Origin of the sequence: Bowmanella dokdonensis (genome assembly GCF_017254865.1) — a bacterium.
Lineage (GTDB): Bacteria > Pseudomonadota > Gammaproteobacteria > Enterobacterales > Alteromonadaceae > Bowmanella > Bowmanella dokdonensis.
In genome coordinates, this window is record NZ_JAFKCV010000001.1 from 585,889 (window position 1) to 600,004 (window position 14,116).

Sequence of the window (14,116 nt, forward strand, 5' to 3'; positions counted from 1 at the left end):
TCTGTGTTTCACAATTAACTTATTCAGGAGTCCGAAATGAAATTTTTATTTGTTTTACTGGCCGCAATCTCGCTGCTTCAGCCCTATTCCTCGTTGGCCCAGCAGTCTCATCAGCACGCAACGACTGGCGCGGCGCAGGATCCGATTACCGGCGAAATCCGTTACGTTTGTCCCATGCACAGTCATATCGTCCGCGATCATCCGGGGACCTGCCCCATCTGCGGCATGGATCTGGAACCGGTCAGGATTCAGGCCACAGGTAGCGACCAACAAGTCAGGGTGGAGGTGGACGGCGATATCCAACAGGCCATGTCCATTGTGACCGAACCGGTGCGCCGGGACGATTTATGGAAATATATCGAAACCCTGGGTACGGTGACTTTCAATGAATCGGATATCAGCCATATCCACTCCCGGGTCAACGGCTGGCTGGAGTCATTGACAGTGCACGCGGTCGGGGAAAGGGTTGAAAAGGGACAGTTGTTGTTCACCCTGTACTCACCGCAACTGATAGTCGCCCAGGACGATTTTCTTCAGGTGCTTGACAATGCCGGTGGACCTTCCAGGGACAGATTGCTGAAGCAGGCCAGATTGCGCCTGACGCTACTGGGCATAGACGAGAAGGTCATCCAGCAACTGGAGCAGACCCGCCAGTCTCTGTATACGGTACCCTTTTACGCTCAGCAATCCGGTGTGGTGACGGCGCTGAATGTCCGCCACGGTATGTATGTGGAGCCGGAAATGGAAATGCTGGCCATTGCCGATCTGAAAAGGCTCTGGGTGATTGCCGATGTATTTGAAAACCAGTTTGACTGGCTGAAACTGGGCAAACCGGCCGAAATTCATCTGGACAGCATCGGTGTGCATCGGGTTGAGGCGAGAATCGACTACATTTATCCGCAACTGGATCCTGTTACCCGCAGTCTCAAGGTGCGCCTTAGCCTGGACAATACCCTGGAGCGGGTCAAGCCGGGCATGACCGCCGATGTGATCATCTACGGCGGGCCCTTGCGAGATGTGCTGGTGGTTAACAAACAGGCGCTGATTCGCACTGGTGAAGAGGCTAGAGTAGTGATTCGCTCCTCGCCGACAGAATTTACAGTACGACCCGTGCAGACTGGCATGCAGGCCCAGGGTAAGGTGGAGATTCTGGCCGGATTGACAGAAGGAGAGCAGGTCGTCACCTCTGGCCAGTTCCTGCTCGATTCCGAGGCCAATCTGGCGGCCGGTCTGCAGAGGCTGGACAGCCAGTCCCACGCCCATTAAAAACGGAGGCAATATGTTGCACAAGCTAATTGCCCTGTCAGTGCGTCAGCGGGGCCTGGTGTTGTTATTGGTGATGTTGCTTGCCGGTTTTGGTTGGCAGGCCATGCGTGAGCTGAATGTGGATGCCATCCCGGACCTGTCAGACGTCCAGGTCATCATCAAGACCCCCTTTGCCGGACAAAGTCCGCAGTTGGTCGAGCAGCAGGTGACCTATCCCCTGGCCAACATCATGATGGCGGTGCCCGGGGCCAGGGTGGTGCGCGGCTTTTCCTTCTATGGGGATTCCTACCTCTACGTGCTGTTTGAGGACGGCACCGACATTTACTGGGCCCGTTCCCGGGTGCTCGAATACCTGAACCAGGCCAGAAGTCAGCTTCCACCCCAGGCTCAGCCTGAGTTGGGACCTGATGCTTCTGGGGTTGGCTGGGTTTATCAGTATGCCCTTAAAGATACCAGCGGAAACTGGAATCTGGCCGATCTGAAGAGTCTGCAGGACTGGTTCTTAAAGCAGGAACTGCAGTCCGTGCCGGGCGTGGCCGAGGTCGCTACAGTAGGAGGTATGACCCGTACCTATCAGGTGGTTCTGAATCCGCTTACGTTGGCTCGTTACCAGTTGAGCGCAGCGCAGATTATTGAGGCTATCCGCACCCATAATGGAGAAACTGGCGGCGCCAGTGTCGAGATGGGGGAAGCCGAGTATATGCTGAGGGTTAAAGGTTATCTGCAGAGCTTGGATGATTTTTCTGCCATACCCGTCGGAGTCCGCAGTGCGACCAATATTCCCCTGACCCTGGGGGAGGTGGCGCGAGTTCAGTTGGGCCCCGAGCTCAGAAGGGGGATTGCTGAACTGAATGGTCAGGGTGAGGTAGTGGGCGGCATCGTGGTGATGCGCAGCGGCGAGAATGCCCGGGAGGTAATCCAGGGGGTCAAGAACAGGCTAGATGAACTAAAAGCCAGTCTGCCGCAAGGGGTCGAGGTGGTTCCCACTTATGACAGATCCGATTTTATCGATCGATCAGTGGATAACCTTACCGAAAAGCTGCTGCTGGAAATGGCGATTGTCTCGCTGGTCCTGCTGGTATTTCTCTGGCATCTGGGCTCGACCCTGGTGGCCATCATCGTGTTACCCCTGGCCTTGCTGTTTTCCTTCCTGCTGATGCGCACATTAGACATTAGTGCCAATATCATGAGCCTGGGCGGTATTGCCATTGCCATCGGTGCTTTGGTGGATGCGGCCATTGTGATGATTGAGAATCAGCATAAGATCCTGGAGCAGTTCCAGCATCGTCATGGCAGGCGACCCGGTAAAGAGGAACACTGGCAGTTAGTGATCCAGGCTTCCCAGCAGGTGGGCCCGGCCCTGTTCCTGACCCTTTTGATCATTACCGCCAGCTTCTTTCCGGTCTTTGTGCTCGAAGGTCAGGAAGGGCGCCTGTTTGCCCCTCTGGCCCTGACCAAGTCCTTTGCCATGGCAGGTGCGGCATTGCTGGCCGTGACGCTGGTGCCGGTGCTGATGGGTTATTGGGTGCGGGGCAATATCCTGCCGGAGCAGAAGAACCTGTTGTCCCGAGGACTGATCGCCATATACCGACCATTACTGAGGGCAACCCTGGCTTTTCCCAAGATCAGCCTGTTGCTGGCAGCCATAGTGCTGGCCTCCGGGGCCTATCCCCTGCTGCATCTGGGCAAGGAGTTTATGCCACAAATAGAGGAAGGGGACTTGCTCTATATGCCTACCACGTTGCCGGGCATCAGTGCGGGCAAGGCGGCACAGTTGCTGCAACAAACAGACCGATTGATTAAGCAGATTCCTGAGGTCAAACGGGTCTTCGGTAAAATAGGCCGGGCCGAAACTGCCACCGATCCAGCCCCGCTGACGATGCTGGAGACCACCATACAATTGTATCCCAGAGAAGCCTGGCGAGACGGTATGACGATGGAGAAGCTAATCGATGAGCTCAATCAAAAAGTGCAAATCCCCGGCGTCACCAACGCCTGGGTACAGCCTATCAAGACCCGCATCGATATGCTCTCTACCGGCATCAAAACACCGTTGGGGCTGAAAATATCGGGGCCCGATCTGAACGAGATCCAACGTATCGGTCAGCAAGTGGAAAGCATTCTCAGCCAGTTACCGTCAACCCTTTCTGTTTACTCTGAGCGGGTAGCCGGGGGGCGTTACCTGGATATTCAGCCCAATCTGCAGGCTTTGGGGGAATACGGTATCAGTCTGATGCAGCTTCAGGAACTGGTCCGTTATGCCATCGGCGGGGCCCCCATCGACCAGATAGTATCAGGCAACGAACGCTATCCCATTAATGTCAGGTTTGAAGCAAGATTCCGCGAGGATCTTGACGCACTGAATAACCTGCCCATCAGCACCTCGGCAGGGGTATTTGTACCTTTGTCGGCACTGGCCGAGTTAAGCATCCTGGAGGGGCCTGGAATGATCAAGAGTGAGAATGCCCGTCAGGTGGGCTGGACCTTTATCGATATCCAGGGACTATCCATTGGCGAGTATCTGCAACAAGCCAGGGTATTGCTGGACAAAGAGTTGAGTCTGCCAGCCAGATATTCGGTGCAATGGTCTGGTCAGTATGAGTCCCTCAAACGGGTGGAGGAAAAGTTGTGGCAGCTTATCCCAATGACCCTGGTGATATGCCTGATCCTGCTGTTCCTGACCCTGAAAAGCTGGTCACAAAGCCTGGTTGTCATGGGGAGCCTGCCCATCGCGTTAACAGGGAGTCTCTGGTTACTCTGGCTGCTGGGTTTCAACCTGTCCATTGCCGTTGTCGTTGGTATGATTGCCCTGGCCGGAGTCGCAGCTGAGTTTGGCGTGGTCATGTACCTGTATCTGAACCATGCCTGGCAGGAGTCTGGGCAAAAGGACAGATCAGGGTTGCTGCAGGCGACCATGGAAGGGGCGGTGCAGCGTATTCGTCCCAAGGCCATGACCGTTATTACCATCCTGGCAAGTCTCCTGCCGATCATGTTGACACAGGGGACGGGGCATGAGGTGATGCAGCGTATTGCAGCCCCCATGCTGGGTGGTATGATACTGGCCCCGTTGGTGTCTCTGTTTGTGATACCGGTATTTTTCTATATGCTGGAAAAGAGACGGGTCACTTAGGGCGCAGATGGCACAGCAGCTAGAGTTTTTCGATATCCCCAGCCCCTGTATCGGCGTTTGCCAGACAGGGCCCAGGGGATATTGTCTGGGCTGCTACCGGTCCCGGGATGAACGATTGTACTGGCTGCAACTGGAGCCGGACGTGAAGCGCAAGATTGTCAGGGCCTGCCAGTTACGCAAGCGGCGAGCCGAACTCGCCCGACAAAAGGAGGGGGACAAGGGCCCTGAGCCAGAGCAGCGGGAACTTGAAATATAGGGCATGTTGACCCAGTGGAGAAACCTTGATGAAAGCCAGTGAAGTGGCCAAATTTGCCAGCCAGTCCTTCGCTTTGCCGGACACCTGTTCGCGTATCCGAGCGTTGCTGGATGATCCTGCCGCCGATTCGGCCGATATTGCCGAGGTCATCGCCCTGGATCCCTCACTTAGCTCCAAATTGCTGCGCCTGGCCAACAGCGCCCTGTTTCGCTTTCCTGCTCAAATCAACTCCATCAGCAAGGCGGTTAATGTCATCGGTGGGGAAGCCCTGTATAACCTGGCGTTGGCAGAAACGGCCACCACTGCCTTTAAACACTTTTCCAATGAAGCCATCAACCTTAAACGCTTCTGGCAGCAAAGCGTATTCGGAGGCCTGCTCGCCAAGCATATGAGCAAAATTGTCAAGGTGCGTGGCAGTGATGAATACTTTGTTACCGGCCTGCTGCATCAGTTCAGCGAACTGGTGGTGGCCACCAGGGCGCCGGAACTGGCCAGTAAATGTGAGGCTTATCACGAGGATGCTTTACCCTGGCAGACTCAGCGAGAAGAACTCGGGTTTACCTATGCCGAATGCTCCGCGTTGATCTTGAAAAAATGGCAGTTGCCAGAACAATTCGCCCATGTGATTGCCAATGTGCATCAGGACATCAATGCCCGCACGGGTAAGGATATTCTCATCGGTCATTTTGCTGTCCGCCTGGCTTTGCATATGGTGGACAGCCGATACAGCCTGAGCGCCCTGCTGTCGCCAGCAGGACTGAAAAAGCTCAAACTGGAAGCCGACGATATCCAGGACTTGATGAAGTTCACCCGTATGGACGCCCACAAGCTGTTGGCTTTGATGAACCCTGAGTTGTTTTGATATTGCTGCCTGGCAATAACAATTCCCACCTTTTTCCTACTTTTTCTACCCTGGGTTCACATATCAGGAAAGCGTCATGCGTAAGCTTTCCAGGGGGACGAATAGTTGGTTGTCCGCCGCCCCCCTGATAGGATTAAGCAGGTCATTAAGTATCAGGCAGGGAGCAGTATGACAATCGTCAGCAAAGAGGGATTACAAACATGGCGGGTATTGTTGGCCCTTGGTTTTTTGTTCTGCCTGACGGCTTGCCTCTCCACCCCTGACCAACCGAGCAGGACTCAGGCATCACTGGCTCTGCCGCTGGAATCGGACGGATTTCCGCATCCTGGCCATATCCAGTCAACCGAGGAATTATTTTCCCTGAGCAGGGAGCAAAGTGCACACTTCCTGAATTACTTTCATGCCCCTGAACAGCAACCACTGGCACCCCACCGAAGACTCTATCGCTATCTGGAGACCGTATTGTGGGGGTTTAATTTTCGTGGCGATACCCTGACGGCCAGCGAGGCCTTGACCCAAAATGCCGGCAACTGCATGTCGCTGGCGATACTCACCACAGCATTGGCCAGGCTGGTGGACCTTGAACTGGACTATCAGATGGTCAACTCCATCCCAATCTATCAGATGGAAGACAAACTGTTGTTGTTATCGCGTCACGTGCGTACCTACTTATATGACCCAGGTTATCTGCCGGGCGAAGATATGCTGGTTTTACGTCGCCCCGGCATCATAGTGGACTACTTCCCCAACTCTGGGAATCATCTTGGCGAGCGGGTGTCAGAAGCCGACTTTTTTGCCATGTATTATCAGAATATGGCGGCCAGGGCGATGGTGGAAGGCGACCTGCCCAAAGCGTACTGGCTCATCAGGGAGGCGCTCATATATTCACCGAAGAACAGTGAGAGCCTTAATACTCTGGCGGTCATTTATCGACAGGCAGGTCAGGATGACAGGGCTGAACGGGTTTATCGCTATGCCCTCGAAGAGTCCGGAAAATCCTTGAATGTGTTAGACAACTATCGCCACCTGCTGCTGCGGCAAGGCAGAGTTGACGAGGCAGAAGCGCTGGCCAACCAGTTGACCAACTCTGAGGATACCAATCCGTACAGTTGGATGAAGATGGCCAATGAGGCATACCGGCAAGGTCACTTTGGTCATGCCATCCAGTTCTACAATCAGGCCATAGAGTTGGCACCCTATCTGGATCAGGGCTACTTCGGCCTGGCCAAAACCTATTATCAGAGGGGCGATACGATTCGCTCGGCCAGGGCTTTGGAACAGGCCATGGCCAAAAGTTATCAGCAGGAAACCCGGCAATTATACTTTGCCAAATTGCAGACTTTGCAGGCCATTGAAAATGGCAGCGGGGACAATTGAGAACGATTCCTATCTATTCATAAGGTTTATTAAATTTTGTACAACATCACTGGCATTTATATTGGCTATAAGTGAAACAAAGGTCCGGCAAATTTAAATTTTCCCTGTAAAGCCTTATACTTGTCGGGTTTCAATACCCTTGCCACGCATCGCCAGCCGATGTTGCGGGCAACTAATCATCCAAGAGGACAAAACTTGTGTTAGAAGCATATCGTCAACACGTGGCCGAGCGTGCCGCCGAAGGTGTCCCCCCCAAACCTCTGAGCGCCGAGCAGGTAGCCGAACTGGTTGAACTGTTGAAAAACCCGCCGGCCGGGGAAGAAGCGTTTCTGGTGGAACTGCTCTCCGAGCGGGTCCCTCCAGGCGTGGATGAAGCCGCTTATGTCAAGGCTGGTTTTCTGTCAGCCATCGTTAAAGGTGAAGCCAATAGTCCTTTGATCTCCAAGGATGCAGCAGTGCAATTGCTTGGCAATATGCACGGCGGCTACAACATCGAAACCCTGTTGGAGCTGCTGGACGATAAAGAGTTGGCCGAATTGGCCGCTGAAGAGCTCAAGCATACCCTGCTGATGTTTGACGCCTTCCATGATGTGGAAGAAAAAGCCAGAGCGGGCAATGCATTCGCTAAGGAAGTTCTGCAGTCCTGGGCCGATGCCGAGTGGTTTACCAGTCGCCCCGAGCTGGAAGAGAAAATCACCGTTACTGTTTTCAAGGTCACAGGAGAAACCAATACTGACGACCTGTCGCCGGCGCCTGATGCCTGGTCCCGTCCAGATATCCCGCTGCATGCCCGCGCCATGTACAAGATGGCCCGTGAAGGTATTACGCCCGACCAGCCAGGTGAAGTGGGACCACTTAAACAAATCGAAGAGATAAAGGCCAAAGGCCACCCTGTTGCCTTTATCGGCGATGTGGTCGGTACCGGTTCTTCACGCAAATCCGCCACCAACTCGGTGCTCTGGTACTTTGGTGAGGATATGCCGGGCGTGCCTAACAAGCGCAGCGGGGGGATCTGCTTTGGCTCCAAAGTGGCACCCATCTTCTTCAACACCATGGAAGATGCCGGCGCTCTTGTTTTTGAAGCCGATGTGGACAAGATGGAAATGGGCGATGTCATTGACATCTATCCCTTTGAGGGCAAGATCACCAACCACGAAACCGGCGAGCTGCTGGCCGAGTACAATTACAACTCCAAGGTGATCCTGGATGAAGTAAGAGTCGGTGGTCGTATCAATATGATTATCGGCCGCGGCCTGACTGAGAAAGCCCGCGAGTCTCTGGGCCTGCCACCAGCGGACTTTTTCCGTACCCCGGAGCAGCCAGCCGAATCCGATAAAGGCTTTACCCTGGCGCAGAAAATGGTCGGCCGCGCCTGCGGCGTGGACGGTATCCGCCCCGGTACATACTGCGAACCTAAGATGACCACAGTCGGCTCCCAGGACACCACTGGTCCCATGACCCGTGATGAGCTTAAAGACCTGGCCTGTCTGGGCTTTTCTGCCGATCTGACCATGCAGTCTTTCTGTCACACGGCCGCCTATCCCAAGCCGGTGGATATCGATACCCAGCATACGCTGCCGGATTTCATTATGAACCGTGGCGGTGTATCACTGCGTCCCGGCGACGGTATCATCCACAGCTGGCTGAACCGTATGCTGCTGCCCGACACTGTGGGCACAGGTGGCGACTCCCATACCCGTTTCCCGCTGGGTATTTCCTTCCCGGCAGGTTCCGGCCTGGTGGCTTTCGCCGCCGCCACCGGTGTCATGCCGCTGGACATGCCAGAGTCAGTATTGGTGCGTTTCAAAGGCAAGATGCAGCCAGGGATCACACTGCGCGACCTGGTCCATGCGATTCCGCTTTATGGTATCAAGCAGGGCCTGCTGACGGTGGCCAAGAAAGGCAAGATTAACGCTTTCTCCGGTCGTATCCTGGAAATCGAAGGTCTGGAACACCTGACCGTCGAACAGGCTTTCGAACTGTCCGACGCCTCTGCCGAGCGTTCTGCTGCCGGTTGCACCATCAACCTGTCTGAAGAGTCCGTGGCCGAGTACCTGCGCTCCAATATCACCATGCTGCGCTGGATGATCAATGAAGGCTACGGCGATCCCCGTACCCTGGAGCGTCGTGCCCGTAAGATGGAAGAGTGGCTGGCCAATCCGTCCCTGATGCGCGCCGACAAGGATGCCGAATACGCTGAAGTGATCGAAATCGATCTGGCCGATATCAAAGAGCCCATCGTCTGCTGTCCCAATGATCCGGATGATGCCAAGACCCTGTCTGACGTGGCCGGTGACAAGGTGGACGAAGTCTTTATCGGTTCCTGTATGACCAATATCGGTCACTTCCGCGCCGCCGGTAAGCTGCTGGAGCAGAACAAAGACGCCCTGAACACCCGTCTGTGGATGTCGCCGCCAACCAAGATGGACCAGGCCCAGTTGATGGAAGAGGGCTATTACAACATCTACGGACGTGCCGGGGTACGCACGGAAATGCCCGGATGTTCCTTGTGTATGGGTAACCAGGCGCGGGTCAAGGCCGGCAGCACGGTTCTGTCCACGTCCACCCGTAACTTCCCCAACCGTCTGGGGGATGGCGCCAATGTGTACCTGACATCGGCCGAGCTGGCGGCAGTGGGTGCTATCCTGGGACGGATTCCCACCACCGAAGAGTACCTGCAGTATGCCAGTAAGATCGATTCCATGGCGGCCGATGTGTATCGCTACCTGAACTTCGATCGTATGGATGTGTTCACAAAAGCGGAAGAGAAGGCCAAAGCCAATATCATCCCTACCCTGAACGTGGCCTAAGGTCAGTTCAATCCTCTGAAAGCCGGGCTTGTCCCGGCTTTTTGCCCTTTTGGGGTACCTCTTTTGCCCCCCTTGTATACAGCGCCGCCAGGCGTTAGAACTAACCGGTACGTTAAAACGGATTTTTTGTCCCGCACCTTGTGCGGGCTCTTCATGGAACCAAGTCGTGGTTAGCACTAATTAACAGAACTTGGGTGGAACTTCGATGAATAACCTGCACTCGGTCGCCAGACGCACCCTGCCGCTGGTGGATCTGACCTGTTTGAATGAAACAGACTCCCAGCAGACCATTTCCGCTTTATGTGACAAGGCCCAGACCCCCTGGGGACCGGTAGCGGCAATCTGCATCTATCCCCTGTGGCTTAAGCACGCCCGGACCCGGCTGGACGCCGTGCCGGGCAACCAAGTGCGACTGGCCACTGTGGTTAATTTTCCGCACGGTGATCTTTCGCTCCATCAGATTGAGATACAGATCGGCCAGTCATTGGCGGCGGGCGCCGATGAGATAGATCTGGTCATGCCCTACCGGCAACTGCAGGGGGGCGAGGTTGGGTCAGTCGCAAGGTTGCTGAAAAGCTGCAGGCGCTGGTGCCACAAAGCGGTCCTGAAAGTGATTCTTGAAACCGGCGAGCTGGAGCACAGCGGGCTGATTAGCCAGGCCGCTGCCCTGGCCATTGACTGTGGCGCGGATTTTATCAAAACCTCCACCGGCAAGGCGCCGGTTAATGCCACGCTGGATGCGGCCAGGCTGATGCTGGAACAGATCCACCGGCTTAATCCGGCGGTAGGTTTTAAGGCGGCAGGCGGGATACGTACGCTGGAACAGGCCGCCGGGTATTTGTCCCTGGCCGACGAGCTGATGGGAGCATGCTGGATATCGCCTTCGCATTTTCGCTTTGGCGCTTCAGGACTGCTGGACAGCCTGATGGCTGAGCTGTCAGGTACCAACAGCACAGCTACCCAAGATCAGGGCTACTGAGTATGTGGATGAAAGAGCTGATCGACAAAAAGCGTCGTGGCCAGCTTCTTAGCGCCCAGGAAATTGAGTTTCTGGTCAAGGGGATTACCCAGGGTCAGCTTAGCGATGCGCAAGTGGCCGCCTTTGCCATGGCTGTTTGCTGTCAAGGCATGGCTGTCGCTGAACAAGTCGCGTTGACGCGGGCCATGCGTGATTCAGGCAGCGTACTGGACTGGCGGGATATGCACCTGGACGGCCCTTTGCTGGACAAACACAGCACCGGCGGAGTGGGCGATTTGACCAGTTTGGTGCTGGCTCCCATGCTGGCAGCCTGTGGCGCCTATGTACCGATGATTTCAGGCCGGGGTCTGGGCCATACGGGTGGCACACTGGACAAGCTGGAGGCGATCCCCGGTTTCCGTACTTGTCGCAGTACCGGGGAATTCAAAACCCAGGTGAAACAGACCGGCCTGGCGATTGTCGAACAAAGCTCCCAACTGGCCCCAGCTGACAAGCGCCTGTACGCCATTCGGGATAATGCCGCCTGTGTCGAGTCGGCTGCCCTTATACAGGCATCAATTCTGAGCAAGAAGCTGGCCGCCGGTATCCAGTATCTGTTGCTGGATGTCAAGCAAGGCAACGGCGCTTTTATGCCAGATACCGATAACGCAGCACAACTGGCCTCACTCATCACCCAGATCGCGCAGCAACTGGGGCTGTCTTGTGCGGCGCTGGTGACTGATATGAATCAGGTGTTTTCTGCCAGCGTGGGTCATAGCCTGGAAGTGCAGGAAGCCCTGGATTCTCTGACAGGCCAGCGACGAGCGTCAAGGTTACTGGAGCTTTGCCTGGCACTGGGGGAAAGACTCCTGTGCTTGTCCGGCTTGCAGCCAACTCCTGAACAGGCCAGGGTGGCTCTGATGAAGGCTCTTGACAGCCAGAAAGCTCTTGAGCGCTTTGCCGCCATGATCCATGCCGCCGGCGGCCCGGCGGACTTTGTTGAACGGGCGGCAACTTATTTGCCGCAGGCACCGATACAGCTGCCGGTTTATGCCGGCGATAGCGGCTATGTGCAGCAGATGGACTGCAGGAAACTCGGTATAAGCCTGATTGGTCTGGGTGGAGGCCGAGTCCAGGCAACCGATTGCATAGATCATAGCGTCGGTCTGAGTGAGCTGTGCCAAGTGGGGACATTTGTAGACAGCGGACGCCCTCTTGCAGTGATTCACGCCCGCCATCATCATCAGGCGGAGAAATGCCGGGCCCTGCTGCTTGAAGCCATCAAGACAGGACCCCAGAAGCCTGCACCCCACCCCATTATTCTCGGGGAGGTGGGACAATGCCACGGGCCATCATTCTGATGCTCGACTCCTTTGGCATAGGCGCCAGTCATGATGCTGAGGTGTTTGGTGATGCAGGTGCCGATACCCTGGGTCATATTGCCCAAGCCTGCGCCAGGGGCGAGGCCGATCAAGGCCGTCAGGGTCCTTTGCATATCCCCAATTTGGTGCGTCTGGGTCTGGCCCATGCGGCATACCTCAGTACCGGCAGTTGGCCGGCGGGTTTATCCATGCTGACACCGGTCGTGGCCGCATACGGCTATGCAGCATCCATCAGTACCGGCAAGGACACCACCAGCGGACACTGGGAAATGGCAGGGGTGCCGGTGTTATCCAAATGGGGCTATTTTCCCGATAAGGCTGATTGCTTTCCAGCAACGCTGCTGGAAAAAATCCTGATTAGATGCGGGCTGTCGGGCAGTCTTGGGCACTGTCACGCTTCCGGCACCCAGATCATACAACAGCTGGGCGAGCAGCATATTCGCTGTGGCTTACCCATTTTTTATACCTCCGGTGATTCGGTGTTTCAGGTGGCATGCCATGAAGAATATTTCGGCCTGGAGGCCTTGTACAAGCTGTGTGAAATTGCCCGTCAGGAGCTGGATGCATACCGGATAGCCCGGGTCATTGCCCGGCCTTTCAGCGGCCATGCAGCTGGAGCCTTCCAGCGCACCCGCAATCGTCGGGATTACAGCATGGCGCCGCCGTCTGCCACCTTACTGGACAAACTGACCGAAGCCGGACATCAAGTGTCCGGTGTGGGAAAAATAGCCGATATCTATTGCCACCGTGGAATCGGCACCAGCCTTAAAGCCAGCGGGCTGGCGCAACTGTTTGATAAAACCCTTGAAGCCTGGGACACCTTGCAGGAGTCGGGGCTGGTATTTACCAATTTTGTCGATTTTGACACTGAATACGGACACAGACGCGATCTGGCGGGTTATGCCAGGGCGCTGGAATATTTCGACCAACGTCTGCCACAGCTGCTGGCTCGTCTGCGGCCAGATGACTTGCTGGTGATCACCGCTGACCATGGGTGCGATCCCAGTTGGCCGGGCAGCGATCATACCCGGGAGAATGTACCTGTACTGGCGCTAGGGCGGTCGGTTGGAAGGCGCTCTGTCGGACGGCGATCTAGCTTTGCCGATATTGGTCAGTCTCTGGCCAGCTACTTCGGACTCCCGCCCCTGGCATACGGGTGTTCCTTTTTGGAACCAACAGGATCAGGAGTCAATCTGTGAGTACTTTACATATCAATGCTCAGCCGGGAGACTTTGCCGAGACCGTTTTGTTGCCCGGGGATCCCCTGCGAGCCAGGTATATTGCCGAACGTTTCTTACACCGGAGCAGATTGGTGACCGATGTGCGCAATATGCTCGGCTATACAGGCTACTTCCGTGACAGACAGGTGTCTGTGATGGGATCGGGGATGGGGATACCCTCCTGCGTACTTTATGCCACAGAGCTGCTGCGCAACTTCTCCGTGAAGCACCTGATCCGGGTTGGTAGTTGTGGAGCCGTCAGCGATAAGGTCGAGCTGGGGGATGTCTTGCTCGCCATGGGGGCTTGCACGGATTCGTCCATTAACCGCCAGCGCTTCGGCGGTCATGACTTTGCTGCCATTGCCGACTACCAGCTATTGCAGAGCGCCGTACAGGCGGCCCAGACCAGGGGGGTTCCCGTCAAGGTGGGGAATATTTTTTCCACAGATCTCTTTTATGGGGAAGGTTCGGACATCCTGGAATTGATGGAAAAGATGGGGGTGCTGGGCGTGGAAATGGAAGCCGCCGGCTTGTATGGGGTGGCTCACAGGTTCGGCGGCAAAGCTTTGTGCATGGCCACCGTATCGGATCATCTGCGTAGCGGTCAGGCCTTATCGCCGAAGCAGCGCCAGACGGGCTTGGATAATATGATTGAAGTGGGTCTGCAGACTGCGCTATTGCTGTGAAAGAGGGGCAGAGCTGCGCCTTTCTGGTGCAACTCTGGGCCTTTTTAGCCAAGCTGTTCCCTTTGGCTTCATTTCATTGTCACTAAACCGGGTTGTCATATCAGCTGCAGCAAACATGCTATATGCTGGTGTGAATAATGCTTGGGATTGCTACCTTTGTACGGCGTGT

The 14,116-nt window shown here is 55.5% G+C and carries 10 protein-coding genes; all 10 read left to right on the forward strand.

What is annotated here, in order from left to right:
• The first annotated feature begins 36 nt into the window (after positions 1–36).
• The 10 genes from J0A66_RS02710 (at position 37) to deoD (ending at position 13,947) form a co-directional block, all read left to right on the forward strand.
• Positions 37–1,266, forward strand: a complete 1,230-nt coding sequence (locus J0A66_RS02710; RefSeq protein ID WP_206572220.1) for an efflux RND transporter periplasmic adaptor subunit — start codon at positions 37–39, stop codon at positions 1,264–1,266.
• Positions 1,267–1,279: 13 nt separating this feature from the next.
• The gene (locus J0A66_RS02715) at positions 1,280–4,396 is read left to right on the forward strand and encodes an efflux RND transporter permease subunit (RefSeq protein ID WP_206572221.1); all 3,117 of its coding nucleotides are present in this window, start codon (positions 1,280–1,282) and stop codon (positions 4,394–4,396) included.
• A 7-nt stretch (positions 4,397–4,403) separates the two neighbouring features.
• Complete coding sequence (locus J0A66_RS02720; RefSeq protein WP_206572222.1) at positions 4,404–4,652, forward strand: DUF1289 domain-containing protein; 249 nt, start codon at positions 4,404–4,406, stop codon at positions 4,650–4,652.
• 28 nt (positions 4,653–4,680) lie between these two features.
• A complete protein-coding gene (locus J0A66_RS02725) occupies positions 4,681–5,514 on the forward strand; it encodes an HDOD domain-containing protein (protein WP_206572223.1) in 834 nt (277 codons plus the stop codon).
• Positions 5,515–5,682: 168 nt separating this feature from the next.
• Positions 5,683–6,891 carry a tetratricopeptide repeat protein gene (locus J0A66_RS02730; protein WP_206572224.1) on the forward strand — a complete coding sequence of 403 codons (1,209 nt, stop codon included), beginning with the start codon at positions 5,683–5,685 and terminating at the stop codon, positions 6,889–6,891.
• A gap of 197 nt (positions 6,892–7,088) precedes the next feature.
• Complete coding sequence (gene acnB / locus J0A66_RS02735; RefSeq protein WP_206572225.1) at positions 7,089–9,701, forward strand: bifunctional aconitate hydratase 2/2-methylisocitrate dehydratase; 2,613 nt, start codon at positions 7,089–7,091, stop codon at positions 9,699–9,701.
• Positions 9,702–9,906: 205 nt separating this feature from the next.
• Positions 9,907–10,680 (forward strand): deoxyribose-phosphate aldolase, encoded by a 774-nt coding sequence (gene deoC / locus J0A66_RS02740; protein WP_206572226.1) that lies wholly within the window; start codon positions 9,907–9,909, stop codon positions 10,678–10,680.
• A 2-nt stretch (positions 10,681–10,682) separates the two neighbouring features.
• Positions 10,683–12,020 (forward strand): thymidine phosphorylase, encoded by a 1,338-nt coding sequence (locus J0A66_RS02745; RefSeq protein WP_206572227.1) that lies wholly within the window; start codon positions 10,683–10,685, stop codon positions 12,018–12,020.
• A complete protein-coding gene (locus tag J0A66_RS02750) occupies positions 11,999–13,240 on the forward strand; it encodes a phosphopentomutase (RefSeq protein WP_206572228.1) in 1,242 nt (413 codons plus the stop codon). The genes J0A66_RS02745 and J0A66_RS02750 overlap by 22 nt, the downstream gene beginning before the upstream one ends.
• Positions 13,237–13,947, forward strand: a complete 711-nt coding sequence (gene deoD / locus J0A66_RS02755; protein WP_206572229.1) for a purine-nucleoside phosphorylase — start codon at positions 13,237–13,239, stop codon at positions 13,945–13,947. The genes J0A66_RS02750 and deoD overlap by 4 nt, the downstream gene beginning before the upstream one ends.
• The last annotated feature ends 169 nt before the right edge of the window (positions 13,948–14,116 follow it).